This window comes from Nocardia abscessus NBRC 100374, from assembly GCF_000308455.1.
GTDB lineage: Bacteria > Actinomycetota > Actinomycetes > Mycobacteriales > Mycobacteriaceae > Nocardia > Nocardia abscessus.
The window spans coordinates 48,643-75,100 of record NZ_BAFP01000099.1 but is presented as its reverse complement, the minus strand read 5'-3'; the positions used below and the strand labels follow the sequence as shown (position 1 = coordinate 75,100).

The window sequence follows — 26,458 nt, the reverse complement described above, 5'->3', positions numbered from 1 at the left end:
GTGTGCTGGCCGCTGTGTCCGGCAGGTCAGTGGCTCAAAATCTTGCCCAGGAAGTCCTTGGCGCGTTCGGACTTCGGGGCGGTGAAGAAGGCGTCCGGCGCCGCGTCCTCCACCACCTGGCCGTCGGCCATGAACAGCACACGGTTCCCGGCGCGGCGCGCGAAGCCCATCTCGTGGGTGACGACCAGCATCGTCATCCCCTCCTTGGCCAGCGACACCATCACCTCGAGCACTTCGTTGACCATCTCCGGGTCCAGCGCGGAGGTCGGCTCGTCGAACAGCATCACCTTCGGGCTCATCGCCAGCGCGCGTGCGATGGCGACGCGCTGCTGCTGTCCGCCCGACAGCTGCGCCGGGTACTTGTCGGCCTGATCGGCGATGCCGACCCGGTCGAGCAGTTGCATCGCGCGGGCCCGGGCATCGTCCTTCTTGACCTTGCGTACCTTGACCGGCGCGAGCATGACGTTCTCCAGGATCGTCTTGTGCGCGAACAGGTTGAACGACTGGAACACCATGCCGACGTCGGCGCGCAGTGCGGCCAGTGCCCGCCCCTCGGCGGGCAGCGGGACACCGTCGATGGCGATGTCGCCGGAGTCGATCGGCTCCAGGCGGTTGATGGTGCGGCACAGCGTCGACTTACCGGAGCCCGAGGGGCCCAGAACGATCACGACCTGTCCCTTGGGGACCTCCAGGGTGATGTCCTTGAGTACATGCAGGTCGCCGAAGTGCTTGTCCACATTGCGCATCAAGATCATCGGCGGCGCGCTGGTGGCGGCGCTGACGTCCCCGGCAGAGGCGTCCCCGGTGGTGCCGGGAGCGGCGGCGTCGTCGGTCATGGACATGACCTTAGGCAAAAATCGGAAATTTGCCCGACTTTCCGCGACACACCGTCTCGCCGCGCCGATTAGACATGTGCGCGTAACCTCGCGGTCCCTCCGCGTCGGCCGTGAGACCGCCCGGAGCCTGCGCCGATGCCCGCGAAAGCCGCCGGAGGCCGCCCCGTACCCTGGATGGGTGGATTCGATCGGACAGGCAGTGTTGGCTCCCGCGCCCGCCGAGGGCACAGCACGCAGTTACGAGGTCCGCACCTTCGGTTGCCAGATGAACGTGCACGATTCCGAACGCTTGTCGGGCTTGCTGGAGGACGCGGGCTACGTGAAGGCCGCGCCGGGCGCGACGGCCGACCTCGTCGTCTTCAATACCTGTGCGGTGCGCGAGAACGCCGACAACAAGCTCTACGGCACGCTCGGTCACCTGGCGCCGATCAAGGCGGGCCATCCGGGCATGCAGATCGCCGTCGGCGGCTGCCTGGCGCAGAAGGACCGCGACGTCGTGGTGCGCAAGGCGCCGTGGGTGGACGTGGTCTTCGGCACGCACAACATCGGGTCGCTGCCGGTGCTGCTGGAGCGGGCGCGGCACAACCGGGAAGCCCAGGTGGAGATCCTGGAGTCGCTGGAGGCGTTCCCCTCCACGCTGCCCGCCAAGCGCGAATCGGCGTACGCGGGCTGGGTTTCCATCTCGGTCGGCTGCAACAACACCTGCACCTTCTGCATCGTGCCCGCCCTGCGCGGCAAGGAGGTCGACCGCCGCCCCGGTGACGTGCTCGCCGAGGTGCAGGCGCTGGTGGACCAGGGCGTGCTCGAAGTGACGCTGCTCGGTCAGAACGTGAACTCCTACGGCGCGTCGTTCGCCGACCCGAGCGAGCCGCGCGACCGCGGCGCGTTCGCCAAGTTGCTGCGCGCGTGCGGGCACATCGACGGCTTGGAGCGGGTCCGTTTCACCTCCCCGCACCCGGCGGAGTTCACCGACGACGTGATCGAGGCCATGGCCGAGACTCCGAACATCTGCCCGCAGCTGCACATGCCGCTGCAGTCGGGTTCGGACCGGGTGCTCAAGGCGATGCGGCGTTCCTATCGCCAGGCCCGCTACCTCGGCATCATCGACAAGGTGCGCGCGGCGATGCCGCACGCGGCGATCACCACCGACATCATCGTGGGCTTCCCCGGCGAGACCGAGGAGGACTTCCAGGAGACGCTGGAGGTGGTCCGCCGCGCGCGCTTCACCAGCGCCTACACCTTCCAGTACTCCAAGCGGCCCGGTACGCCCGCCGCCGACATGCCCGGTCAGCTGCCCAAGGCCGTCGTCCAGGAGCGCTACGAGCGGCTCATCGCGCTGCAGGAGGAGATCTCCCTGGCCGCCAACAAGGAGCTGGTCGGCACCGAGGTGGAGCTGCTGGTGGCCGATGGCGCGGGCAAGAAGAACGCCGCGACCGCGCGGATGAGCGGCCGCGCCCGCGACGGCAGGCTGGTGCACTTCCGCCCGGGCGGCACGGCCGAGCCGATCCGTCCCGGCGATCTGGTCACCGTCGACATCACCGGTGCGGCGCCGCACCACCTGATCGCCGACGCCACGATCAAGACCCACCGCCGTACCGGCGCCGGTGACGCCCACGAGCGTGGCGTCACGCCGAAGACCGCGCCGATCGGCGTCGGTCTCGGACTGCCCAGCATCGGCGCGCCGGCCCCCGAACCGGCGGGCGCGGCCTGCTCGACCGGCTGCGGCGCATGACCACCGGACCGGACGACGACGGCGACGCGGCCCGCGCCGACGGGTCCGTCCCCGCGTCCGGCGACGATGAGCGCGGTGCGTCCGCGGCGACCCCGCGGAACGAGCCCGCGCGCCCCGGCGGAGACGAACGAAACGAGGATTCAGTGAGCTCGGTCGAGAGCACCAACGACTTCGAACAATTCCGCGACGATCTCGACGCCGTCGAGCGCAGGATCGCCGGCGAGATCGATCCCGGCATCCGCGCCATGGTCGTGGCGGGCGCGGTCTTCCTGCTGCTGGTGTCGCTGGTGCTGCCGCACGCGGGCGCGGCACGCGGCTTCGACGTGCTGCTGAATACCGACGTGGCCCGTGTCGAGCACATCGGGCTGCCCTCGCGGGTCTTCGTCTGGTTCCTGGTGATCTTCGGCATCGGATTCTCGACGCTGGCGCTGATGACCCGTCGCTGGGTACTCGCCTGGATCGCCGTCGCCGGCAGCGCCGTGGCCGGCGTGTTCGGCGTGCTCTCGATCTGGCACCGCCAGACTCCCGGTGTGGGCAACTACATCGGCGCGGGCCCCGGCATCGGCCTGATCCTCGGCCCCATCGTGACCATCGTGCTCACCTTCCACTGGATCCGCGTGGTGTGGAGCCGTACCGCGCTGCACCTGGCCGCCGAGGAGCAGCGCCGCAACGCCGCCGCCGCCGCGGAGGAACGCGACCGCCGTCGTCTCACCGGCGAATCCTGACCCGATCTTCGGAAACGACTGCGGCCCCTCCCGATCGGGAGGGGCCGCAGTCGTCGCTCCGGTCGGTATAGGCTGCCTCAGCGGTTGCTGACGGCGCCTTCGGCCGCCTCGGCCCACTCCCGCCACTGTTTGGCCTGCTCCATCGCCTTCTCCGCGTCGCGGGCGTTGCCCGCGGCCTGCGCCTTCGCGGCCTGCTCCTCGAACTGCGCGACGCGCTCCCGGAACTGGGCGGCGCGTGCCATCGCCTCCGGGTCGGTGCGCCGCCACTGCGCGTCGACGGCGTCGCGGACGCGCTTCTCGATCGCACGCAGCTTGCCTTCCAGCTCCTGCATGCGCTCGCGCGGCACCTTGCCGATGGCGTCCCACTTGTCCTGGAGTTCGCGCAGCCCGCTGCGGGCCGCTTCCAGGTCGGCGGACGGATCGATGTAGGCGTAGGCGCGCAGCAGCTCCTCCTTGTCGGCGGCGTTCTGCTCGAACTCGGCGTCGCGCTCGGAGACGGCGGCGTTGCGGGCGGCGAAGAAGACGTCCTGCGCGCTCTTGAAGCGCCGCCACAGCGCCTCGTCGGCCTCGCGCGGCGCGCGCCCGGCGGCCTTCCACTCGGCGAGCAGGTCGCGGAAGATGCCCGCGGTAGCCACCCACTCGGTGGAGCCGGACAGCTCCTCGGCCTGCACGCACAGCTCTTCCTTGCGCGTTTTCGCGGCGGCGCGTTCACGATCGAGTTCGGCGAAGTGCGCGCCGCGGCGGCGGTTGAACGCCTCGCGCGCCTTGGAGTAACGCTTCCACAGGGCGTCGTCGACCTTGCGGTCCACGCCGCGAATGGACTTCCACTCGTCGAGGATCTCGCGCAACCGATCACCCGCGGCCTTCCACTGGGTGGACTCGGCGGCGATCTTCTCCGCCTCCGCGGCGAGCGCCTCCTTGCGTTCGGTGTGCTCGTGGCGGGCGCGTTCCTTCTCTTCCTTGGCGTGCGCGGCGGCCTCTTCGGAGTGCTCGGCGATGGCCTGCAGGCGACGGGCCAGACCCTCGATGTCGCCGATGACGGCGGCGGTCGGCAGCGACTCGGCCAGCGCGACGGCGGCGGCTTTGGTCTTGCGCGCGTCCGCGCCCGCGGCCAGCCGCGCCTCCAGCAGGGCGACCTCGGTGGCCAGGTCATCGAACCGGCGGCCGAAGTGGGCCAGGCCCTCGGCGGCGTCGCCGGCCTGCCAGGACCCGACCTGACGTTCGCCTTCGGCGGTCTTCACCCAGGCGGTGCCGTCCTCGTCGACCCGGCCCCAGCGGCTCGGATCGGAGACGGCGGGAACGACGACGGGATGGGGATGCTGCTGGGCCGGGCCCGGCGCGGGTTTGACCGCGTGCGGCTTGGGCGGTTGAATCGAGCTGCCCGGTTTCGGAACACCGGAAGAACGCGGCATCTTGCCGGGTCCGGCTTTCGCGGTTCCGTTGCTGTCGGTCATTTTTCCTCGTCCCTGCCGCGCGTCACGGCTGCCTATGTACGCCCTAGCTCATCCCATTCAACCCGGTCCGAGCCCTCGAGACCATCGATCTACGCCTTCCCGCGGAGGAATCCCGGGGATTCCAACCCCTGATGACCTGGGTTGCAGCTCCTCGAACACTATCAATCCCGGCGGTGTTTCCGGCAGAGACACTCGAAGCCGGGCGGTACCGGCGGTCTCGGCAACGACTACGGTTACGACGTGTTCTCCGTCGCCGCTCTCGTTCCGTCGCCGCCCGTCCTGATCCCCGAGCTGTGCGGCGGCGTGGCGGACGCGGCGGGAGCAGCGGAAACCGACCCGCCTGCGGTGCTGCGGGCCGCCGTGCTCGCGGCCGTGCGGGCTTTCGCGGCCGGGACCGACCGGTGGACGGTGATCGGGGTCGGGCCCGGCGACCGCACGCTGGGGCCGCAGACCGTCGGCACGTTCCGCGGCTTCGGGGCGGACGTGCGGGTCGGTTTGTCCGCCGCGGCGGTCGCCGCAGCGGAGCGAGCCGACGCCGACCTACCGCTGGCCGTGCTGCTCGGCGCCTGGCTACGCGGGCAGGTAGCGCCGGACGCGGTCGCCGAGGCGCGCATCGTGCCCGCGGACGCGACGCCGGAGCACTGCCTCGAGATCGGGGCGAAGCTGCGTGCCGAACTGGACGGCGACGTCGCGCCGCACGGTGTGCTGGTCGTCGCCGACGGCGCGGCCACCCTGTCCGTCAAGGCGCCCGGCTACCTCGATGAACGTGCCCGGCCGGTGCAGGGCCGGCTGGACCACGCCCTGACCACGGGTGACCGCGCCGCCTTACGGGCATTGGACCCAGGGCTGTGCGCCGAACTCGCGGTCGCGGGCCGCCCGGCCTATCAGGTGCTGGCCGGGCTGTTCCGCGCCGACCCGCTGGTGGACACGCGCTATTGCGACGCCCCGTTCGGCGTCGGCTACCACGTGAGCCTCTGGCGGCCCACCGGAGACGATGCGCCGTGACGGATTCCGGCATCACTCCGATCGCGGTCGTCGGTCCCACCGCCACCGGCAAATCCGATCTCGCGCTCGACCTGGCCGAACGGCTCGGCGGCGAGATCGTGAACATCGATGCCATGCAGCTCTACCGCGGCATGGACATCGGCACCGCGAAGCTGCCCGTCGCCCAGCGCCGGGGCATTCCACACCACCAGCTCGACGTGCTCGAGGTGACCGACACCGCGTCGGTGGCCGCCTATCAGGCGGCGGCGAGCGCGGACGTCGTCGCGATCATGGGGCGTGGCCGGGTACCGGTCGTCGTGGGCGGCTCGATGATGTACGTCCAAGCGCTACTGGACGAGTGGGAGTTCCCGGCCACCGATCCGGCCGTCCGGGCGCGCTGGGAGGCGGTGCTCGCCGAGGGCGGTGCCGCCGCCGTGCACGCGGCACTGCGCGAGGCCGACCCGGTGGCCGCCGCCACCATCCTGCCCACCGACGGACGGCGCATGGTGCGAGCGCTCGAGGTCGTGGAACTGACCGGACGGCCGTTCGCCGCGTCGGCGCCGACCATCGGGCGGCCGCGCTGGGGCACGGTGATCATCGGCGTCGACCGGGACACCGCCGCACTGGACGCGCGCATCGAGCGGCGCACCGCCGCGATGTTCGAGGGCGGACTGGTCGAGGAGGTACGGGGCCTGATCGAGCGCGGCCTGCGGGCGGGCGTCACGGCGCGGCGCGCCATCGGGTACGCACAAGTCCTGGCCTATCTGGACAACGAATACGACCTGAACCACGCTCAGGAACGCACGCTGATCGGCACCCGGCGCTACGTGCGCAGGCAGCGCTCCTGGTTCCGGCGCGACTCTCGGGTGCGGTGGGTGGACGGCGCCGCCCCCGATCCGGTCGCGACCGTGCTGGCCCTGCTCGACGAGAAAGAGAAAGAACGGACTACGCAGTGACCCGACGTGTCAGCACACGCAACGCCTCCGTCCAGGTGTGGCAGGCCTACCTCAACAATCGCACCAAGCGTCATCGTGACGGCCGTTTCCTGGTGCAAGGGGTCCGTCCGATCACGCAAGCCGTGGCCAACAATTGGCCGATGGAGACGCTGCTGTACCGCCTCGGCGGCCCGGAACTGTCGAGCTGGGCGCGTGAGGTGCTGGACACCAGCGGCGTGCCGCAGGTCGGTTTGGTGCCGGAGTTGATGGCCGAACTCGGCGAGAAGTCCGCCGGGATACCGGAATTGGTGGCGGTCGCGGAGTCACGCCAGCCCGAGCTGGAGACCTTCGAGCCCGGTGAGCCGGGGGAGGACGCCCCGGTGGTCGTGGTGTTCGACCGGCCCAACTCCCCGGGCAACCTGGGCACGCTGATCCGCTCGGCCGACGCGTTCGGCGCCAGCGGTGTCATCGTCACCGGGCACGGCGCCGACCACTACGACCCGCAGGCCGTGCGCGCCTCGACCGGTTCGCTGTTCGCCGTGCCGGTGATCCGCGCCGCCGGGCCCGCGCAGGTGCTGGAGTTCCGCAACCGGCAGGTGCGCCGCGGCATTCCGACCCGCATCGTGGGGACCGACGAGCACGGTCGGCACGCCGCGTACGACTACGACTTCACCGAAGCGACCGTTCTCGTCGTCGGCAACGAGACCAGCGGGATGAGCACCGCCTGGCAGACGGCCTGCGACGACCTGGTGCACATCCCGATGGGTGGCACGGCCAGCTCGCTGGGCGCGCCCTCGGCGGCCGCGGTGGCGCTCTACGAAATTTCCCGGCAGCGCCGGACGTTTGCCAAGTGACGACGAGACAGGGAGACATCGCACGTGCCGGATATCGAGTTCACCAAGGGCCACGGCACCCAGAACGATTTCGTGGTGCTGCCGGATCCGCAGGCCGGCTTGGCGCTGACCGCGGCGCAGGTCTCCGCGCTGTGTGATCGCAGGCGCGGGCTCGGCGCGGACGGCGTGCTGCGGGTCGCGCGGGCGGGCGCGCTGCGGGCGGCGGGCGTGCTTGCGGAGATCCCGGAGGGTGTCGGCGCCGAGGACTGGTTCATGGACTACCGCAACGCCGACGGCTCCATCGCGGAGATGTGCGGTAACGGCGTCCGCGTGTTCGCCCACTACCTGCACGCGGCGGGGCTGGAGACCCGCGACAGCTTCGTCGTCGGCAGTCGCGCCGGGGCACGCCCGGTCACGGTGCATGCCGGGGACGCGGTCACCGGGGACGTCACCGTCGGCATGGGCCGGGTGCGTGAACTCGGGGAGTCCACCGCGACCATCGCGGGCTGGGCGCTGTCCGGGATCGGGATCGATGTCGGCAATCCGCATCTGGCCTGTGTCGATCCGGGGATGTCCGTGGACGCGCTCGGCAAGCTCGACCTGACCGTGCCGCCCGGCTTCGATCCGGACCTGTTCCCGCACGGGGTCAACGTCGAGATCGTCACCGCGCTGGACGCCGAGGGGACGGTCGACATGCGGGTCTACGAGCGTGGCGTGGGCGAAACCCGTTCCTGCGGAACGGGAACCGTCGCCGCGGCGGCCGCGGCGTTGGCCGCCGACGGCTTCCGTATCGCCGAGGACACCGGCCGGGTGACGGTCCGGGTGCCGGGTGGCGAACTGACCGTCGGGCTCGAGCGCGGCTCGGCGTGGCTGCGTGGCCCGTCGGTTCTGGTGGCCACCGGCCGCCTCGCAGAAGCCTGGTGGGAGGCTCCGTGAGCGGTACCGCCCTCGAATAACCGCGTGCTACTGCGGTGATGTCGTGGCAGCATGGATGATGTATGAGTAAAGCAAAGACGTATGAATTCACTCCGGCAGACGACGGCGACCGCGCCGACGAGCCGGCTGACGACGCTGTGTCCGGCGAAGACGCGGTGACCGGCGACGTCGTCGCCGAGCATGCCGCCCGGATGAAGCGATCGGGCTGGTCGCCCGATCCCACCGTGGGTGAGCTGCAGCTGGATGAACGCAGCTCGCTGCGCCGCGTGGCGGGCCTGTCCACCGAGCTCACCGACATCACCGAGGTCGAGTACCGGCAGCTGCGCCTCGAGCGCGTCGTGCTGGTCGGTGTCTGGACCGCGGGGAGCGCCGCGCAGGCCGAGGCGAGCATGGCCGAGCTGGCCGCGCTCGCCGAGACCGCGGGCTCCGAGGTGCTCGAGGCGCTGATCCAGCGCCGCGATCGGCCCGATCCGGCCACCTATATCGGCTCCGGTAAGGCCGACGAGTTGCGCACCGTGGTGCTGGAAACCGGCGCCGACACCGTCATCTGTGACGGTGAACTCACCCCCGCGCAGCTGACCGCCCTGGAGAAGGTGGTCAAGGTCAAGGTGATCGACCGGACCGCGCTGATCCTGGACATCTTCGCCCAGCACGCCACCTCCCGGGAGGGTAAGGCGCAGGTCTCGCTGGCCCAGATGGAATACATGCTGCCGCGGCTGCGCGGTTGGGGTGAGTCGATGTCCCGGCAGGCCGGTGGCCGCGCGGGCAGCAACGGCGGCGTGGGTCTGCGTGGTCCCGGTGAGACCAAGATCGAAACCGATCGTCGTCGCATCCGCGAGCGCATGGCCAAGCTGCGCCGGGAGATCCGGGAGATGAAGACCGCGCGCGACACCATGCGGGCGCGCCGGAACTCCAGCGGCATCCCGTCGGTCGCGATCGTCGGCTACACCAACGCGGGCAAGTCGAGCCTGATGAACACCCTCACCGGCTCCGGCCTGCTGGTGCAGGACGCGCTGTTCGCCACCCTCGACCCGACCACCCGCCGGGCCGAGCTGGACGACGGGCGCGAGGTCGTCTTCACCGACACCGTCGGCTTCGTGCGGCACCTGCCGACCCAGTTGGTCGAGGCGTTCCGCTCCACCTTGGAAGAGGTCACCGGCGCCGACCTACTGCTGCACGTGGTGGACGGCTCCGACGCACTGCCGGCCGAGCAGATAAAGGCCGTCCGCGAGGTGGTCACGGACGTGATCAAGGAATCCGGCACGCCGGCCCCGCCCGAACTGCTGGTGGTGAACAAGACCGACGCGATGGGCCCGACGGAACTGACCAACCTGCGCGCGCTGCTGCCGGACGCCTCGTTCGTCTCCGCGCACAACGGCCATGGCATCGAAGCGCTGCGCCGGCGGCTCGCCGAACTGCTCGGCGGTTTGGACGTGGAGATCAGCGTGCTGCTGCCGTACACGCGTGGCGACCTGCTCGCTCGCATCCACGCCGACGGCCGCATCCTGAGTTCGCACCACGAGGAGGGCGGAACGCGGGTCCACGCGCGCGTCCCGCACGCCCTCGCGGCCGCGCTGTCGGAGTACGCGCACGCGGGCACGGCGGCCGCCGAGGAGACCGGCGAGTAAGGCAGTCGGCCGTCGCTTCGGCCGGTGCCGGGATCGGTCAGTCGTTGCCGGGTTTGCCGAACTCTTCGATCAGCACCGGGTACTGCTCCCCACCGTGTCCGGCGGCGATCGAGCGATCGGCCATCGCCTTGAACAGCTTCGGCAGTTCGGCGTTGACCCCCAACACCTCGCTCTCCTCGATCAGATGCGTCATCGCCCGTGCGTCGGTCTCCAGGGCCGACACCTCGGCCGGGAAGGAGCCGCGGTCGATCTGCTCGGCATACCCGGGTAGCCATTCGGCCACACCGGCGGCCATCTGCCGCGCGAACGGCGCGTATGTCGCTGCGTCGACACCGGCCGTCCTGAGCAAGGCAGTGCCCTGGAGCCACGCGTTCAGGACGCTCCACATCATGGTCAGGCCGGCCACGTCGTACAGGGACGCCAGGCCATGGTCGGCACCCAGATAGGTGACGGTGCCGAGGGCGTCGAGTGTCGACTTGTGTGCCTCGAAGTCCGCCTGCGGCCCGCTGTGCAGAATCACCGCCTCAGCGGTCCCGATCGCGGGCGGGACGGCCATGATGGCACCGTCCAGGTAATGGGCGCCCCGCTGCCCGGCCCATCGGGCGGCTTCCCGCGCCTGAGTCGAGTGGCCCGAGGTGAGGTTGATCAACGTCTTGCCGCCGAGCTCGATCTCGCTCGCGCCGAGCAGTTCGTACATGGCCTGGTAGTCGGTGACACAGATGATCGTCAAAGTTCCTGCTTCGAGCGCTTCGCCGACCGTCGGCGCCGACCGCGCGCCCGCGGCCACCAACTGATCGGCCTTGGAGATCGTGCGGTTCCACACGGTTGTGGGATGCCCGGCTCTCAGGAAGGCGCCGGCCAGTGCCCGGCCCATCAGTCCGAGTCCGATGACTGTCACGGAGGTAGTGGTTCTGTCGTTCATGGCAACATCGTCAACGTTGATACCGGTGTGAAGGTCAAGCGAGGTTGCGATGCGGATCGGGGAACTGGGTCGGCGGACGGGCGTCAACGCCCATCAGTTGCGCTACTACGAAGCCCAAGGATTGCTGCAGGCCGACCGCGGCGCGAACGGTTACCGCGAGTACGACGAGGGCGCGGTGCTGCGGGTGCAGCAGATCCGGCACCTGCTCGGTGCCGGTCTCTCCTCCGAGGACATCGCGTACCTGCTGCCCTGCGCGGTCGGAGAGGCCCCGGAGCTGCTCGGGTGTCCGGAGTTGCTGGCCGCGATGCGGTCGCGGCTGCGGCGCCTGGACGAGCAGATGGACAGGCTCGCTCGATCCCGGGACGCTCTCGCCGACTACATCGAGGCGGCCGAGCGAACGGGCAGGAAGAGCTATCCACCCTTCGACGGCGCCGACCTGGAGCCGGTCCCCGCCTGAACAGCCGGGGTGCCGGCTACGGCCCGGGCATGGCGGTACACGTGCTCGCTGTTGTGCAGCACGAGAATGGCGGCGCGGTCCCTTCGATGCGGCAGCGCGAATCGGGCCGGAGGCGTGCGGCGATACCCGCTGCGGTGTGGGCGTGGTCACAGATCACCCGCGTGCCGCAGACGGCGTTGCTGCCCGAGCAGGGCGGTGACGTGCTGGATCGCGGCAGGCTTGCCGAGGCGCCGAGCGATCCGGTCGAACGACCGGATCGGGCGTGTCGCGGTGCGCCGGGCACATCCGGTGCGACGCAGTCGATTTCGTTGCGCTATCGTCATCGAATCGACATCAGGAGGGTTCATGTCGGACGCCCGCTCCGATTCCCGCACTCGGCGCTCCGGCGCCGCGAACAGCGCCGATCCGGTGCTCAGCGACGGTGCGCCGCTGTCGGTTTCGCTGACCGACACCGATCTGCGGCTGATCGACACCCTGCTCGCGCCGCTGCGCGCGTGGACCAGCCCGCGCTTCTACGGCTTGGAGAACATCCCGGCCGACGGTCCGGTGCTGCTGGTCGGTAACCACAACCTGCTGGGCGGCATCGACGCGCCGATGCTGCTGCCCGAGGTGCTGCGCCGCCGTGGCCGCCTGATCCGCGGTCTCGCCGAGAACGTGCTCATCAACGTTCCCGGCGTGCGTCACCTGCTGCACCACTACGGTGCGGTGCGCGGCACCAGGTCCAATTGCCTTGCGCTGCTGCGGCGCGGCGAGGCCGTGATGGTGTTCCCGGGCGGCGGCCGGGAGGCGGTCCGCCGCAAGAACGAGAAGTATCTGCTGAAATGGGAAGGCCGCAGCGGCTTCGCGCGCATGGCCATCGAGGCTGGCGCGCCCATCGTCCCCGTCGCGATGATCGGCGTGGACGATGCGTACGACATCGTGCTGGACGGCGACCATCCGATCCTGCGACCGCTGCGCTGGACCGTGCAAGCGCTCGGGCTCAGCCGCGACCTCACCCCGCCGCTCATCCGTGGCGTCGGCCCCACCGTCATCCCGCGTCCGGAACGCTTCTACTTCTCCGCGGGCGCGCCCATCGACCCGGCGCCCTGGCGCAACGCCGGTGACATGCATGCCGCCGCGACGGAGTTCCGCGATGTGGTGCGCAAGGCACTGGAAGAGGAAATGAACTTCCTCTTCGCCGAACGGGCGCGCGACGAAGGGCGCACCTTGGTGGGCCGCGTGCGTGGCTGGCTGAAGCGCTGACGGTTCCGGCACTTTCCGGCCCTCGGGAGGGCCGGAGCCTGGACGACGGTCGCGGGTTCGACGATCAGCGATCCGATCCAGCGTCGTAGACGGACGAGATCAGGCCGATGCGGCCCGCCGCGGCTACGATCACGTCTGCGGCGGCGGTGACGGCAGCCGGGTCGGCGGTGCGGGAATGGCACACCGTGATGCCATCACCGTCGTCGTGGAAGCGGCGATGGTTCGGATGCGGCGCGGTCAGACGCGCGGTGCGCCGAGCGACAGCTTGGTCGCTGTGGCCGTGTTCCGCGCGCTCGACGACGTGGCCGACGCAGTCGGCGCACTCGGCGTCGATCAGCCGATGGGCGAACTGCTTATCGGCCGTACGCCATCGCCTTACCGGCCGGGCGTCATGGCCTTACCGGCCGGACGCCATCGCCGCCGAATCGATGGACCCTGCCCTCAGTGCTCAGTGCTCAGTGCTCAGTGCTCAGTGCTCAGTGCTCAGTGCTCAGTGCGCTGAGGACACGACAGACGTTTCCTGCTGGGCGGCTGGGTTTCCCACCCGCGAATCATCGGGCTCCCGGCTCGGTGGTCGCGTGCCGGCTCTGGCCGGTCAGAGTCCTCGCCCGTTTGCCGGGAATCTCGCCCGCTGATCTCGACCCGATACGCCGCTCCTGGTGAGACCATGATTATGGCCCCAGAAGTGAACATGGATTCTCCTTCCGGGTACGGTATGGGGCAACGACTGGTCGGTGTGGATCGGCCGGTGTGGTCACTAGGAGGTTGGCGTGGAACGCACACTGTTCGAACCCGAACACGAACTGTTCCGGGAGTCGTTCCGCAAGTTTCTCGATCAGCACGTCGCGCCGAACCACGCGAAGTGGGAGGACCAGGGCATCGTCGACCGTGAGGTCTGGCTGGAGGCGGGCAAGCAGGGCTTCCTCGGCATGGCCATGCCGGAGCAGTACGGCGGCGGCGGGGTGCAGGATTTCCGCTACAACGCCATCGTCTCGGAGGAGTCGGTGCGCGGCCAGTACTCCGGTCTCGGCTTCACGCTGCACAACGATGTGATCGCGCCTTATCTGCTCGAGCTGGCCAACGAGGAGCAGAAGCAGCGCTGGTTGCCCGGCTTCTGTTCCGGCGAGATCATCACCGCGATCGCCATGACCGAACCGGGCACCGGTTCGGATCTGCAGGGCATCAAGACGCGCGCGGTGCGCGACGGGGACGATTGGATCCTCAACGGCGCCAAGACCTTCATCACCAACGGCATCAACTCCGACATCGTGATCGTGGTGGCGCAGACCGACCCGGAGAAGGGCGCGATGGGCTTCAGCCTGTTCGTGGTCGAGCGCGGCATGCCCGGCTTCGAGCGGGGCCGCAACCTGGACAAGCTCGGCCTCAAAGCCCAGGACACCGCGGAGCTGAGCTTCAACGACGTGCGCGTGCCCGGCAAGAATCTGCTCGGCACGGAGGGGATGGGCTTCCTCCACCTCATGCACAATCTGCCGCAGGAACGGCTCTCGATCGCGGTCATGGCCGCGGCGGCGATGGAGTCCTGCCTGGACATGACCATCCAGTACGTCCGCGACCGCAAGGCGTTCGGCAAGCCGATCGGCGCGCTGCAGAACACCCGCTTCGTGCTCGCCGAACTGGCCACCAAGACCACCGCGGTGCGCCTGATGGTGGACAAGTTCATCGAGCTGCTCAACGAGGGCAAGCTCAGCGCCGAGGAAGCCGCCATGGCCAAGTGGTGGAGCACCGAGGAGCAGCTCGACCTGATCAACCGCTGCCTGCAGCTGCACGGCGGATACGGGTACATGAAGGAATACCCGATCGCCAAGGCCTACGTGGACGCGCGCATCCAGACCATCTACGGCGGCACCACGGAGATCATGAAGGAGATCATCGGCCGCAGCCTGAAACTCTCCTGACCGCAGATGCTTTCCGCTCGGACCGACAGCGGTCGCGCCGCGTCGGCCTGGGCGGTGTGCATGGTGTGTTGCCGAGTGCCGCGGTGGAGATTCGGCTGCCCGGTGTCGAGCCGCCGCGAGTACGTCGACGGTACCGGTCTCCGCGGCGCCACTGCGCCGTGCGGCCGGTCGCCGGATAGGGCCGACATGCGGCAGCACTTGCGGTAACTTGCGACACTATCGCCTCCTGAGGTGCGGGAGGACTCGACGGCCGTCGAGTGCCCGGAGTGGAGGAGACGAGGTGCCGAGCTTCGCCAACCAGTTCGTGCGTGGTTATCTGAGAGCGACGCGCGCCAATCGCGTGTTCGTCGACGCCGACGCCGCACGCGCACGCGTCCTCCAAGTGAGCGTTCGGCCCCGGAATTACGGTCCGCCGCGCCGGCTGCGTGCGGATGTGGCGATCGCGGTGGATCGCCGCGGCGGCTGGCCGGTCTACACCCTCACTCCGCGCGGGCGCCGAGCCCAGGGAAACGTCGTGTATGCCCACGGCGGCGGTTGGGTGCACGAGATCGCGCCGCAGCACTGGGCGCTGTGCGCGGATATCGCCGCGGAAGCCGGTGCGGCCGTGACGGTGCCGATATACCCGCTGGTTCCGTTCGGGACAGCAGGGCAGGCGGTTCAGGGATTCGTGGATCTGGTGCTCGCCGACCGGGAAAAATATGGAAACGTCTGCCTGGCAGGGGATTCGGCGGGCGGGCAGATCGCGCTGTCGGCCGCGGTGGTCCTGCGCGACGACCATCGGGTGCGTCTGCCCGGTACCGTGCTGATCGCGCCCGCCCTGGACCTCTCGCTGAGCAATCCCGAGATAGCGGTCGTGCAGCCACGCGATCCGTGGCTGGGCGTCGCGGGGACCCGGGTGTTCATCGAGCACTGGCGCGGAGACCTCGAGATCGCCGATCCACGCGTCAGTCCGCTCACCGCGGACCTGCGCGGGCTGGGGCCGCTGACGATCTTCTGCGGCACCGACGACATCGTGCATCCGGACACCCGCCTGCTGGTCGACGCGGCGCGCGGCGCCGGACTCACGGTCGACTATCACGAGGGTGCCGGCCTGCCGCACGTCTATCCACTCACGCCCACTCCCGAGGGGCGGGCCGCGCGCCGGGTCGTCGTCGACAGGCTGCGCAGTGCCCTCGCCGATCGAACGAGCACTGAAACCGGTGAATAGCGGTGGTGGTCAGCCGTTCGGGACTCGACTTCGCCGGATCGGTCACCGGACTCCGGTTCACGCACCGGCCACGGGCAGGGTTACCACGAAGCAGGCGCCGCCGGGCGCGGCGTCGGTGACGCGGATGGTGCCCCCGTGCCGTTCGACGACGTCACGGACGATCGCCAAGCCGAGACCCGCACCGCCCTCGTCGCGGGTGCGCGCGTCGTCCAGGCGGACGAATCGCTGGAAGATGCGGTCGCGATCGGCGTGCGGCACCCCCGGGCCGTCGTCGGCGACCGACAGCACGACCCTCCCGTCGGCGCCGCGCTCCACGGCGACGCGCACGGTGCTCGCGGCATGCCGCTGCGCGTTGTCGACGAGGTTGCCCAGGACACGGGCGAGCTGGGTCCGGCTTCCGGTGACCGCCACGGTCTGCTCCGGTACCGCGACCTGCACGGCGACCCGGTCGCCGACGCGGTGCTCCAGTTCCTCGTGCACCAGGGCGGCCAGGTTCACGCGATCCGGCCGCGGTTGCTCGCCTGCGTCGAGCCGGGCCAGGAGCAACAGGTCGGCCGCGAGATGCTCCAGCCGGATGGTGTCGATGATCAGTCCGTCCAGTTCCAGCAGTTCCGGGTGCGCTTGGGCGACTTCGAGTTGCGTGCGCAGACTCGCGATGGGGCTGCGCAATTCGTGTGCGGCGTCGGCGATGAACCGGCGCTGGCGTTCCGCGGATTCCTCCAGCGCGGCGAGCGTGGCGTTCGTGGTGCTCGCCAGCCGGGCGATCTCGTCGCGTGAGCCCGGTTCGGGGACGCGCCGGGACAGATCGCCGTCCATGATCTCGGCGAGCTGCCTTCGGATCGCCTCCACCGGGCGCAGCGCGCGCCGGGTGACCAGCCAGGTCACCGCGGCCACCACCGCGAGCAGCGGCGTGAGGCCGATCAGCATCGCCTGCCGTGCGTCGGCCACCGCGCTGTCGGCGGTCTCCAGGGAGGAACCCGCGTAGACGGTGGCGGGCTGCCCGCCGGCGACGGTTACCGCGAGCGCGGCCACCCGGTAGGGGTGCGGTCCGTCTTCTCGGTCCACCGTCAGCCGTATGTCGCGGAATTCGACTTCGGCCGTCGCGGGTGTCGCGGCCGAGGACGGGGAGTCTTCGTCGTCCGCCTCGTCGTCGTCTTCTTCCTCGTCGTCTTCGTCCGCTTCGTCCTCGGGAGCTTTCGAGTACGGCCCGAAGTCGGCCATCGGTGGTTTCCCCGCGAGGTCGTCGGCGGCTGCCAGGACCCGGCGGTCGGCCGAAACGATCTGCACTGGTTGGCTTTCGGCATCGGGAAACGTCAAACGCCCGAGGTCGGCGCCTGTCGCGAGCTGGGTCGCCACGTCGCGCGCTGTGGTCTCCGCCTGTAGTTCGGCGCTCTCCACCAGGTTGTGGCGCAGCACCGCCAGCACCGCCAGCCCGGCGGCCGTGAGCGCCACCGCGACCACCACGGTCGCCGCCACCGTGGTGCGCGCGCGTACCGAACGCCACCAGGCCTTCCGCTTGCGCTCAGCCACGGTCGGCTGCCAGCCGGTAGCCCGCGCCGCGGACGGTGGTGATCGATCGCCGCCCGAACGGCGCGTCGATCTTGCGCCGCAACGTGCTGATGTAGACCTCGACGATGTTCGGATCGCCGTCGTAGGCGAAGTCCCAGACGTGCTGCAGGATATCGGCTTTGGACACCACTTCACCGGCACGGACGGCCAGGTGCTCGAGGACGGCGAACTCCTTGGCGGTCAGGGTGACCTCCTGCGCGCCGCGGCGGCAGGTACGGGTGCCCGGGTCCACGATCAGGTCGCCGACGCGCAGAACCCTTGCGCCGCCGCGGGTTCGGCGGCGTAGCAGGGCGCGAATGCGGGCCAGCAGCACCAAGTAGGAGAACGGCTTGCTGAGGTAGTCGTCGGCTCCGGTGTCCAGGCCCTCGGCCTCGTCGTATTCGCCGTCTTTCGCGGTCAGCATGAGCACGGGCGTTTCGTGGCCCGCGGCGCGCAGCGCGGCGCAGACCCGGTAGCCGTTCATCCCGGGCAGCATGATGTCGAGAATGATCAAGTCGTAGTCGGTGGTGGTCGCCAGATGCAGGCCCTCGGCGCCGTCGTGCACCACATCCACGGCAAATCCCTCGGCCGACAACCCTTTTGCCAGCGTGAGAGCCAGACGTTTCTCGTCCTCCACGATCAGCAGACGCATCCACCAAGAGTGGCAGACGGATCCTGAAACCGTCTTCAGGTGGCTTCAGCTCGCCTTCAGCCGGTGTTCGCCACAGTGGACGCATTCGAGATCAGCACTCCCGCAGGAGGTTTCCCATGAACACCGTCTTCCGCCGCGCCTACGCCGGTCTCCGCTGGCTCATCGTCGGCACGGCTGTCGCGGCCGCGGTCGTCGGTTCGAGTGTCGTCCTGGCTGCCGTCGCCACCGGCGGCTCGGAGGATCACACCGTCGCCTTCCGCTCGCTCGCCGGGGACTGGTCGCTGGTGGCCGACACCGGGATCAGCAGGCAGCAGGCCATCGACAAGGCGGTGGCGTCCGTGCCCGGCGGGCGGGTCTTGTCCACCGAGTTCGACATCGATCGTGGCACGCCGGTGTGGGAGGTCGAGCTGAGCACGCCTGAGGGGGCCGAGTACGACGTGACGATCGACGCGAACAGCGGCGAAGTGCGCACCGTCGCCGACCACGACTGATCGGTTCGCGTGGTCGCCGCCACGCACGCGTGACAAGTCGGGCGAGTGGGTAAGCCACGAGGTGTTTGCTGTCGGCCGGCCGGGGTCCGGAGGGAGATCTCGGCCGCGGCTTCGCCCGCACCGAGGCTCCGCCCGTCCCCCCGGGAGTAACGGCCGGCCGACGTGTTCACGGAGCATCGATGATTTCCCCCGCGGCTAGTTTGCCCGGGAGTAGCCTCAAGATTGTCCGCTCGACGGAATCGAGGTCGCGATGCACGAGATGGCTATCACGCAGAGTGTCGTCGACGCGGTCTGCGAGCACGCGGAGGGCAGGCGGGTGCACGCGGTCACCGTCGAGGTCGGCGCGCTGTGCGCGGTCGTGCCCGATGCCATGCGCTTCTGTTTCGAAGTCGCGGCCGAGACCACGGTCGCCGCAGGCGCGGAACTGATCCTGCTGGTGATTCCGGGCACCGCGGCGTGCCGGACCTGCGGCGCCGAGTTCCGGCTGCCGGACCCCATCCTGCTGTGTCCCTGCGGCAGCGCCGATGTCGAGATCCGCTCCGGGCGCGAGCTGCGTATCCGATCCATGGAGGTGAGTGAGGCATGTGCGCAACCTGCGGGTGCGGCGACGACGCCGCCGCGCTGATTCGCATCCCGCACGACCACCAGCACGCCGACGGGCACGACCACGCCCATCCGGCCGAGCATCAGCACGAGCACCACCACCCGCACGCGCACGCGCACGGCCCGGAGGCCGACCACGTCCACGTGCCCGCCACCGAGACGGTCAGTCTGGAACTGAAGGTCCTGGCCAAGAACGACGATCTGGCGCAGCGCAACCGAGCCTGGCTGGCCGAGCGCGACATCGTCGCGCTGAACATGACCAGCTCGCCGGGGGCGGGCAAGACCACCCTGCTGGAACGCACCATCCGCGAGTCCGGCCGGACCCCGATCGCGGTGATCGAGGGCGACCAGGCCACCTTGCTCGACGCCGAACGGATCAAGGCCACCGGGTGCCGCGTCGTGCAGGTCAACACCGGCGCTGGATGTCACCTGGACGCCGAGATGACCTACCGCGCGCTGGAGGCGCTCGATCCCGCGCCGGGCACCCTGCTGTTCGTCGAGAACGTCGGAAACCTGGTCTGCCCGGCCCTGTTCGACCTGGGGGAGCGGCAGAAGGTGGTGGTCGTCTCGGTGACCGAGGGAACCGACAAACCGCTGAAGTATCCGCACATGTTCCAGGCGGCGGGACTGGTGCTGGTGAACAAGATCGATCTGCTGCCCTATGTCGATTTCGACATGGACCGATGCCGGGAATACATCCATTCGATACATCCCGGCGTCGAGGTCCTGCCGCTGTCCGTCAGCAGCGGTGCAGGCCTGTCTACCTGGTATGACTGGCTGGCCGAGCAGCGTGGCGCGGCCGGTCCGGCGGCTCTTGAGGATGCTGCCGGGCGCGCTTAAAGTGAAGTGATCAGGATCACATTTACGGGGTGACCTCTTCTTCGAGAAAGGTGAGATCCGGCCCCCCGGTGGTCCGCTGCGGAAGGTGGCGACATATGCCCACTCAGGAAGCAGTACGAGCCGAAGAGACGCTGATCCACGTGCTCTGGATCAACGCCGGACTCAGTTGTGACGGTGACTCGGTCGCCTTGACGGCGGCCACTCAGCCGAGCATCGAAGAAATCGCCCTCGGTTCCCTCCCTGGTCTGCCGAAGATCGCCGTGCACTGGCCGCTCATCGACTTCGAGTGCGGCCCCAACGGCGGCGCCGACGATTTCCTGGAGTGGTTCTTCAAGGCCGACCGCGGGGAGCTCGAGCCGTTCGTGCTCGTGGTCGAGGGCTCGATCCCGAACGAACAACTCAAGGAAGAGGGCTACTGGTGCGGTTTCGGCAATAACCCGGCCACCGGTCAGCCCATGACAACGAGCGAATGGCTGGACCGGCTCGCGCCCAAGGCCACCGCCATCGTGGCGGCGGGCACCTGCGCGACCTACGGCGGCATCCACGCCATGGCAGGCAACCCGACCGGTGCGATGGGCGTACCGGACTATCTCGGCTGGACCTGGAAGAGCAAAGCGGGCATCCCGATCGTCTGCGTGCCCGGCTGCCCGATCCAGCCCGACAATCTGTCGGAGACCCTGACCTATCTGCTCTACATGGCCACCGGGCAGGCGCCGATGATCCCGCTCGACGACGCGTTGCGGCCCAAGTGGCTGTTCGGCGCGACCGTGCACGAGGGTTGCGACCGTGCGGGCTACTACGAGCAGGGTGAGTTCGCCACCGAGTACGGCTCGCCGAAATGCATTGTCAAGCTCGGCTGCTGGGGTCCGGTCGTCAAATGCAACGTGCCCAAGCGTGGCTGGATCAACGGCATAGGCGGCTGCCCGAACGTGGGCGGCATCTGCATCGGCTGCACCATGCCGGGATTCCCGGACAAGTTCATGCCGTTCATGGACGAACCGCCCGGCGGAAAGTTCTCGTCCACCGCATCGGGGCTCTACGGATCGGTGATCCGCAGTCTCCGTCACATCACCGGACGCACGGTCGACAAGGAGCCGCACTGGCGGCACCGGGGCCAGAAGCTGGAGACCGGCGCGACCCGCACCTGGTAGGAGGATCTCTGATGACACAGATCATCCCGGAGCCGTCGCACCGAACGATCGAGCCGGACCGTCTCGTCGAGATGGCGTGGGACCCGATCACTCGCATCGTCGGCAGCCTCGGCATCTACACCAAGATCGACTTCGAGAATCGCGAAGTGGTCGAGTGTCACAGCACCTCGTCCATCTTCCGCGGCTACTCGATCTTCATGAAGGGCAAGGACCCGCGCGACGCGCACTTCATCACCAGCCGCATCTGCGGCATCTGCGGCGACAACCACGCCACCTGTTCCTGCTACTGCCAGAACATGGCCTACGGCGTGCGGCCGCCGCACCTGGGTGAGTGGGTGGTCAACCTGGGCGAGGCCGCCGAGTACATGTTCGACCACAACATCTTCCAGGAGAACCTGGTCGGCGTGGACTACTGCGAGAAGATGGTCGCCGAGACCAACCCGGGCGTGCTCGCCAGGGCGGAGAACACCGAGGCGCCGCACGCCGGCGAGCACGGGTATCGCACCGTCGCCGACATCATGCGGGCGCTCAACCCGTTCACCGGTGAATTCTACCGGGAGGCGCTGCAGGTCAGCCGGGTCACGCGGGAGATGTTCTGCCTGATGGAAGGCAGGCACGTCCACCCGTCCACGCTGTATCCCGGCGGCCCCGGCACGGTCGCGACGATCCAGTTGATGACCGACTACATGTCCCGGCTGATGCGCTACGTGGAGTTCATGAAGAAGGTCGTGCCGATGCACGACGATCTGTTCGACTTCTTCTACGAGGCGTTGCCCGGCTACGAGAAAGTCGGCCTGCGGCGCACGCTGCTCGGGTGCTGGGGCTCGTTCCAAGACCCCGAGGTCTGCAACTTCGAGTACAAGGACATGGAGGACTGGGGTCGCAAGATGTTCGTCACCCCGGGTGTCGTGGTCGACGGCAAGCTGCTGACCACCTCCCTGGTCGACATCAACCTGGGCCTGCGCATCCTGCTGGGCAGCTCGTATTACGAGGACTGGACCGACCAGGAGATGTTCGTGCAGACCGATCCGCTGGGCAACCCGGTGGACCGGCGCCACCCCTGGAACCAGCACACCAACCCGCGGCCGCAGAAGCGCGACCTGGACGAGAAATACAGCTGGGTGATGTCGCCGCGCTGGTTCGACGGCACCGACCACCTCGCCCTGGACACCGGCGGCGGCCCGCTGGCCCGGTTGTGGACCACGGCGCTGGCCAATCTGATCGACATCGGGTACGTGAAGGCCACCGGGAACAGCGTGCAGATCAACCTGCCCAAGACCGCCCTCAAAGGCCCGGTCACGCTGGAATGGAAGATCCCGGCGCACGGCAGCAACACCCTCGAGCGCAACCGCGCGCGCACCTATTTCCAGGCGTACGCGGCGGCCTGCGCGCTGCACTTCGCGGAGAAGGCGATGGCGGAGATCCGGGCGGGCCACACCAAGACCTGGGAGAAATTCGAGGTCCCCGAAGAAGGCATCGGCTGCGGCTTCACCGAGGCGGTACGCGGCGTGCTGTCGCATCACATGGTGATCCGGGACGGCAAGATCGCGAACTACCACCCGTATCCGCCGACGCCGTGGAACGCCAGCCCGCGCGACAGCTTCGGCACGCCGGGACCCTACGAGGACGCGGTGCAGGGCCAGCCGATCTTCGAGGAGAACGACCGCGAGCACTTCAAGGGCATCGACATCATGCGCACCGTGCGCAGTTTCGATCCGTGCCTGCCCTGTGGCGTGCACATGTACCTCGGCAAGGGAAAGACGCTGGAGAAACTGCACTCACCGACGCAGACGCTCACCCCCGAGTGAGTCCGCGTCGGGCGAAACGACCGGAGGTGACGGTGGAGGATCGCCCGCACGACCAGGACGACGCAACGCTCGGTGAATCCCGGTGGCGCGAAGCCGGTGATCGCATCGAGACCTTGCTCGAGGCGAGTTCGGCGGGCGGTGCGCTCGCCCGCGAGCGCGTAGAGCAACTGGTGCGCGAACTCGTCGAACTCTACGGCGCGGGACTGACCCGCGTGGTCGGGCTGCTCGACGCCGAGGCGGTCGAGCAGCTGGCCCGTGACGATCTGGTCGCGAGTCTGCTGCTCGTGCACGGCTTACACCCGCACGACGTGGACACCCGGGTGCGGAACGCGCTGGACAGCGTGCGCCCGTACCTGGGCTCGCACGGCGGCGACGTGCACCTGGTCGACATCGTCGACGGCGTGGTCCGTCTGGAGCTGGCGGGCAGTTGCAAGAGCTGCCCGTCGTCGTCGGTGACGCTCGAGCTGGCCGTGCAGGACGCCGTGCGGGCCGCGGCGCCGGAGATCGAGTCCATCGAAGTCGTCGCCGCGCAGACGGAGTCGGCGGGGGTGATCTCCGCCGACTCGCTGTTCTCGCGCGTGCACACGGAGGACCGCCGCCCCGGCAATTGGGTGGCGGTCCCCGAGCTGGCCGAATTGGGCGCGGGCGAGGTCGGCGGGTTCGACGTCGCCGGGCTGACCGTGCTGGCCTGCCGGGTCGGCGAGGAGCTGTACGCCTACCGGGACCACTGTCCGGGATGCGACCGGTCCCTCGCGGGTGCGGTGCTGGAGCGCCGCGTGGGATTCCCGGTCGGTGACGCGGTACTGCGGTGCCCGACCTGCCGGGCGCACTACGACGTGGTACACGCGGGCGCCCGGGTCGACGGCGAAGGGCACCTCGAGCCGCTTCCGGTGCTCGTGCGTTCCGGCGAACTGTCGGTGGCGGTGCCGGTGGGGGTGCGCGGGTGAGCACGCCGTTCCGCGCGTTGCAACGGATCGCCGCCGATCGCGGGCCGCAGGCCCGCCCCGGCGAACGGTGTGAGATGTGCGCGGAGCCGATCGCCGACGAGCACCAGCACGTCGTGAATGTCGAAGGCAGGCAGCTGATGTGCGTGTGTCGCGGCTGCTATCTGCTGTTCGTCGACCAGAACGCCCAGCTGCGCTATCGAGCGGTGCCGGATCGGTATCTCGCGTTCCCCGATTTCACGATCAGCGAGGCGGAATGGGACGCGCTGGATATCCCGGTGAGCCTGGCGTTCTTCTTCCGCAATTCCGCGCTGAACCGGACCGTGGCGTTCTATCCGGGGCCGGCGGGCGCGACGGAATCGGAATTGCCGCTGGAGCAGTGGAACGCGATCCTGCGGCGGCATCCGGAGCTGGACGTGCTCGCCCCCGACGTGGAGGCCCTGCTCATCCGGGTGCCCGATCGCTGGACCGAGCGGGCGGGCTGCCTGCTGCTGCCGATCGACGCCTGTTACGAGTTCGTCGGCCGGATGCGGCTGCTGTGGCGCGGGTTCGACGGCGGCCAGGACGTGCGGCGATATCTCGAGCAGTTCTTCGCCGAGGTGTCGGCGCGCGCGACGTCCGGTGGTGCGGCATGAGTCCGGTGTATTCGACGACGTTCGCGGTGCTCGAGATGAAACCCGAGCCGTACGCGGTCGCGCCGATCCTGTCCGCACGCGTCGGCATCGCCGCGCTCGCGGAGGAACCCGTGCACGCCATCGCCCTGCGCGCACAGGTACGCATCGAGCCGTTCCGCCGCGGCTACTCCGACGAGGAGGGCGCGGGGCTGGCCGACCTGTTCGGCCCGCGCGAGCGGTGGCACCAGACCCAGCGTTCGTTCCTCTGGATGCATTGCGCCACCATGGTTCCGGGTTTCACCGGTGGCGCCGAAGTGGATCTGCCGATGCCGTGCACCTACGACTTCGAGGTGACCGGATCGAAGTACCTGCACGCGTTGCGCGAGGGCGTGGTTCCGCTGCTGTTCCTGTTCAGCGGGACGGTCTTCATCCGGGGCAGTTCGGGATTCGCCGTGCAGCAGATTCCGTGGGACCGCGAGGACAAGTTCGACATGCCGGTGTCGGTCTGGCAGGACCTGGTAGCCGCGCACTTCCCCAATTCCGGGTGGGTGCGCCTGCACAACGACACTCTGCGGGCGCTCGCCGCCTACAAATCCGGCCACGGCCTGCTCGGCTTCGACGACGCGGTGACCCGGCTGCTGACCAGCTCCGAGGAGGCATCGTGACCTCCGCCGAATCCCGCGCCCGCGCTCGTGCCGTAGCCGACGCGGTGCTCTACGAGGGCTACTTGCTCTACCCCTACCGAGCTGACGCACGGAAAAACCAGTCACGATGGCAATTCGGTGTACTGGGGCCGGAGGGGGCCGCCGCGGCAGGACTCGGCGAGGAATCGATACTCTCCGCGCAGTGCCTGCTCGATCCGGGCGAGAATCCCCAGCTCACCCTGACCGTCCGGTTCCTCCAGTTGCAGCGCCGCCAAGTGGTGAACGGCGACGGTACGCCCGTCCCGGAACTGACCGATGGGGAGCGGTCGTGGCTGTCCTGGGACGAGGCGGTCGAACGGGAGGTCGTCGTCGGCCCGGTCGCTCCCGGGCGTCTCGTCCGGCCGCTGGACATCCCGGGCGGCGCGGACACCGAGGAGATCGCCACCGCATCCGCCCCCGCCGACGGCGCCTTCGTGCGGACCCGGCTCCCGCTGGCGGGCGAACTCGAACTCGCGTCCGACCGGGACGACGGCTTCCTACGGCTGACGGTCGTCCTGCGCAACGTCGGCAGGCCCGCGGCCGACGCACGCGACGCTATCGCCCGCTCGCTGATCGGCGCGCACGTCATCGCGGAGGTCACCGGCGGTGAGTTCGTCTCGCTGCTGGAGCCGCCGCCCGGCGCGGTGGCCGCGGCCGCCCGCTGCGATCGGTACCGGTGCTTCCCGGTGCTCGCCGGTCCGCCCGGCGACTACAGCTTGCTGCTGATCTCACCGATCATCCTCTACGACCACCCGGAGATCGCCGAGCAGAGCGAAGGCGCGCTGTTCGACTCCACCGAGATCGACGAGATCCTCACGCTGCGGGTGCTGACGATGACCGACGCGGAGAAGGCGCAGGCGCGGGCCACCGATCCGCGCGCGGCGGAGATCATCGACCGCTGCGAGGCCATGACACCCGACGCGATGCGGCAGCTGCACGGCGTCCTGCGCGACCCGCACGCCGATCGCCCCCGGCTGATACCGGAGATCCCCGAGGGCATCGATTGGTGGGACCCGCTGGCCGACGCCGCCGTCCGCCCGGACGCCGACGCGGTGCCGGTCGCGGGGGTGCTGGTGCGCAAGGGCAGCCGCGTCCGGCTACATCCGGCGCGGCGGGCCGACGCCCAGGATCTGTTCTTCGACGGCCGCCCCGCCCGGGTCGTCTCGGTCCACGCCGACGTGGACGGGCATGCGCACGTCGGGGTCGTGCTCGACGACGACCCGGCGGCCGAATTGCACGAATGGTACGGCCGCTACCTGTATTTCGCACCCGACGAACTGGAGCCGCTCGACGGCCCCGAGAAGTGAAAGGAAGTCC

At 69.4% G+C, this 26,458-nt stretch carries 26 protein-coding genes; 20 read left to right on the top strand and 6 right to left on the bottom strand.

Annotation, left to right across the window (positions count from 1 at the left end):
- Positions 1 to 26: 26 nt before the first annotated feature.
- On the bottom strand, positions 27 to 755 hold the full coding sequence (locus ON19_RS19680) for an amino acid ABC transporter ATP-binding protein (protein WP_043694864.1): 729 nt from the start codon (positions 753 to 755) through the stop codon (positions 27 to 29).
- Between the two features lie 259 nt (positions 756 to 1,014).
- Here ON19_RS19680 and miaB point away from each other — a divergent pair, with 259 nt between their 5' ends.
- Both miaB and ON19_RS19670 read left to right on the top strand, forming a co-directional pair.
- Positions 1,015 to 2,568, top strand: coding sequence for a tRNA (N6-isopentenyl adenosine(37)-C2)-methylthiotransferase MiaB (gene miaB, locus ON19_RS19675; protein WP_083899487.1), 1,554 nt, complete (start codon positions 1,015 to 1,017; stop codon positions 2,566 to 2,568).
- Positions 2,565 to 3,293: an Rv2732c family membrane protein gene (locus ON19_RS19670; protein ID WP_306307052.1), complete on the top strand. Its 729-nt coding sequence runs from the start codon at positions 2,565 to 2,567 to the stop codon at positions 3,291 to 3,293. Before miaB ends, ON19_RS19670 begins: the two co-directional genes overlap by 4 nt.
- Before the next feature lie 77 nt (positions 3,294 to 3,370).
- Here ON19_RS19670 and ON19_RS19665 read toward each other — a convergent pair whose 3' ends face one another.
- Positions 3,371 to 4,747, bottom strand: coding sequence for a DUF349 domain-containing protein (locus ON19_RS19665; RefSeq protein WP_043694697.1), 1,377 nt, complete (start codon positions 4,745 to 4,747; stop codon positions 3,371 to 3,373).
- A 240-nt stretch (positions 4,748 to 4,987) separates the two neighbouring features.
- On the opposite strand from ON19_RS19665, the gene ON19_RS19660 reads away from it, so the two are divergent.
- From ON19_RS19660 to hflX, 5 genes are all read left to right on the top strand, one after another.
- Positions 4,988 to 5,752, top strand: a complete 765-nt coding sequence (locus ON19_RS19660) for a class III extradiol ring-cleavage dioxygenase family protein (protein WP_043694855.1) — start codon at positions 4,988 to 4,990, stop codon at positions 5,750 to 5,752.
- The gene (gene miaA, locus ON19_RS19655; RefSeq protein WP_043694694.1) at positions 5,749 to 6,687 is read left to right on the top strand and encodes a tRNA (adenosine(37)-N6)-dimethylallyltransferase MiaA; all 939 of its coding nucleotides are present in this window, start codon (positions 5,749 to 5,751) and stop codon (positions 6,685 to 6,687) included. Before ON19_RS19660 ends, miaA begins: the two co-directional genes overlap by 4 nt.
- Entirely contained in the window at positions 6,684 to 7,520 is an 837-nt protein-coding gene (locus ON19_RS19650; RefSeq protein ID WP_043694691.1) for a TrmH family RNA methyltransferase, read from the top strand. The genes miaA and ON19_RS19650 overlap by 4 nt, the downstream gene beginning before the upstream one ends.
- Before the next feature lie 33 nt (positions 7,521 to 7,553).
- A complete protein-coding gene (gene dapF, locus ON19_RS19645; protein ID WP_043694852.1) occupies positions 7,554 to 8,435 on the top strand; it encodes a diaminopimelate epimerase in 882 nt (293 codons plus the stop codon).
- 191 nt (positions 8,436 to 8,626) lie between these two features.
- Entirely contained in the window at positions 8,627 to 10,063 is a 1,437-nt protein-coding gene (hflX, locus tag ON19_RS19640) for a GTPase HflX (RefSeq protein WP_051169086.1), read from the top strand.
- Between the two features lie 37 nt (positions 10,064 to 10,100).
- Here hflX and ON19_RS19635 read toward each other — a convergent pair whose 3' ends face one another.
- Complete coding sequence (locus tag ON19_RS19635) at positions 10,101 to 10,985, bottom strand: NAD(P)-dependent oxidoreductase (protein ID WP_043694686.1); 885 nt, start codon at positions 10,983 to 10,985, stop codon at positions 10,101 to 10,103.
- Positions 10,986 to 11,034: 49 nt separating this feature from the next.
- Here ON19_RS19635 and ON19_RS19630 point away from each other — a divergent pair, with 49 nt between their 5' ends.
- Positions 11,035 to 11,442 carry a MerR family transcriptional regulator gene (locus ON19_RS19630; protein ID WP_043694683.1) on the top strand — a complete coding sequence of 136 codons (408 nt, stop codon included), beginning with the start codon at positions 11,035 to 11,037 and terminating at the stop codon, positions 11,440 to 11,442.
- A gap of 146 nt (positions 11,443 to 11,588) precedes the next feature.
- Here ON19_RS19630 and ON19_RS19625 read toward each other — a convergent pair whose 3' ends face one another.
- Positions 11,589 to 11,789 carry a hypothetical protein gene (locus tag ON19_RS19625; RefSeq protein WP_043694681.1) on the bottom strand — a complete coding sequence of 67 codons (201 nt, stop codon included), beginning with the start codon at positions 11,787 to 11,789 and terminating at the stop codon, positions 11,589 to 11,591.
- On the opposite strand from ON19_RS19625, the gene ON19_RS19620 reads away from it, so the two are divergent.
- The 3 genes from ON19_RS19620 to ON19_RS19610 all read left to right on the top strand — a co-directional run bounded on the left by ON19_RS19620 (position 11,788) and on the right by ON19_RS19610 (position 15,807).
- Positions 11,788 to 12,684, top strand: a complete 897-nt coding sequence (locus ON19_RS19620) for a lysophospholipid acyltransferase family protein (RefSeq protein ID WP_051169073.1) — start codon at positions 11,788 to 11,790, stop codon at positions 12,682 to 12,684. The genes ON19_RS19625 and ON19_RS19620 overlap by 2 nt on opposite strands.
- Positions 12,685 to 13,454: 770 nt before the next feature.
- Positions 13,455 to 14,600, top strand: coding sequence for an acyl-CoA dehydrogenase family protein (locus ON19_RS19615; protein ID WP_043694678.1), 1,146 nt, complete (start codon positions 13,455 to 13,457; stop codon positions 14,598 to 14,600).
- 280 nt (positions 14,601 to 14,880) lie between these two features.
- The gene (locus ON19_RS19610; protein WP_043694676.1) at positions 14,881 to 15,807 is read left to right on the top strand and encodes an alpha/beta hydrolase fold domain-containing protein; all 927 of its coding nucleotides are present in this window, start codon (positions 14,881 to 14,883) and stop codon (positions 15,805 to 15,807) included.
- A 57-nt stretch (positions 15,808 to 15,864) separates the two neighbouring features.
- Here ON19_RS19610 and ON19_RS19605 read toward each other — a convergent pair whose 3' ends face one another.
- Complete coding sequence (locus ON19_RS19605; protein ID WP_043694673.1) at positions 15,865 to 17,337, bottom strand: sensor histidine kinase; 1,473 nt, start codon at positions 17,335 to 17,337, stop codon at positions 15,865 to 15,867.
- Positions 17,330 to 18,007, bottom strand: a complete 678-nt coding sequence (locus tag ON19_RS19600; protein ID WP_043694670.1) for a response regulator — start codon at positions 18,005 to 18,007, stop codon at positions 17,330 to 17,332. Before ON19_RS19600 ends, ON19_RS19605 begins: the two co-directional genes overlap by 8 nt.
- 116 nt (positions 18,008 to 18,123) lie before the next feature.
- On the opposite strand from ON19_RS19600, the gene ON19_RS40490 reads away from it, so the two are divergent.
- From ON19_RS40490 to ON19_RS19555, 9 genes are all read left to right on the top strand, one after another.
- Positions 18,124 to 18,498, top strand: coding sequence for a PepSY domain-containing protein (locus ON19_RS40490; RefSeq protein WP_043694667.1), 375 nt, complete (start codon positions 18,124 to 18,126; stop codon positions 18,496 to 18,498).
- Positions 18,499 to 18,748: 250 nt separating this feature from the next.
- The gene (locus tag ON19_RS19590) at positions 18,749 to 19,123 is read left to right on the top strand and encodes a hydrogenase maturation nickel metallochaperone HypA/HybF (protein WP_043694663.1); all 375 of its coding nucleotides are present in this window, start codon (positions 18,749 to 18,751) and stop codon (positions 19,121 to 19,123) included.
- Positions 19,081 to 19,941 (top strand): hydrogenase nickel incorporation protein HypB, encoded by an 861-nt coding sequence (hypB, locus tag ON19_RS19585; protein ID WP_051169072.1) that lies wholly within the window; start codon positions 19,081 to 19,083, stop codon positions 19,939 to 19,941. Before ON19_RS19590 ends, hypB begins: the two co-directional genes overlap by 43 nt.
- Positions 19,942 to 20,036: 95 nt before the next feature.
- A complete protein-coding gene (locus ON19_RS19580) occupies positions 20,037 to 21,092 on the top strand; it encodes an NADH-quinone oxidoreductase subunit B family protein (RefSeq protein WP_043694660.1) in 1,056 nt (351 codons plus the stop codon).
- A gap of 11 nt (positions 21,093 to 21,103) precedes the next feature.
- On the top strand, positions 21,104 to 22,900 hold the full coding sequence (locus tag ON19_RS19575; RefSeq protein ID WP_043694657.1) for a nickel-dependent hydrogenase large subunit: 1,797 nt from the start codon (positions 21,104 to 21,106) through the stop codon (positions 22,898 to 22,900).
- A gap of 32 nt (positions 22,901 to 22,932) precedes the next feature.
- Positions 22,933 to 23,847: a NifU family protein gene (locus ON19_RS19570; protein WP_051169085.1), complete on the top strand. Its 915-nt coding sequence runs from the start codon at positions 22,933 to 22,935 to the stop codon at positions 23,845 to 23,847.
- Positions 23,844 to 24,479, top strand: a complete 636-nt coding sequence (locus ON19_RS19565) for a DUF5947 family protein (protein WP_043694655.1) — start codon at positions 23,844 to 23,846, stop codon at positions 24,477 to 24,479. Before ON19_RS19570 ends, ON19_RS19565 begins: the two co-directional genes overlap by 4 nt.
- Positions 24,476 to 25,123, top strand: coding sequence for a DUF6084 family protein (locus tag ON19_RS19560; RefSeq protein ID WP_043694652.1), 648 nt, complete (start codon positions 24,476 to 24,478; stop codon positions 25,121 to 25,123). The genes ON19_RS19565 and ON19_RS19560 overlap by 4 nt, the downstream gene beginning before the upstream one ends.
- A complete protein-coding gene (locus ON19_RS19555) occupies positions 25,120 to 26,448 on the top strand; it encodes a hypothetical protein (RefSeq protein ID WP_043694649.1) in 1,329 nt (442 codons plus the stop codon). Before ON19_RS19560 ends, ON19_RS19555 begins: the two co-directional genes overlap by 4 nt.
- The last annotated feature ends 10 nt before the right edge of the window (positions 26,449 to 26,458 follow it).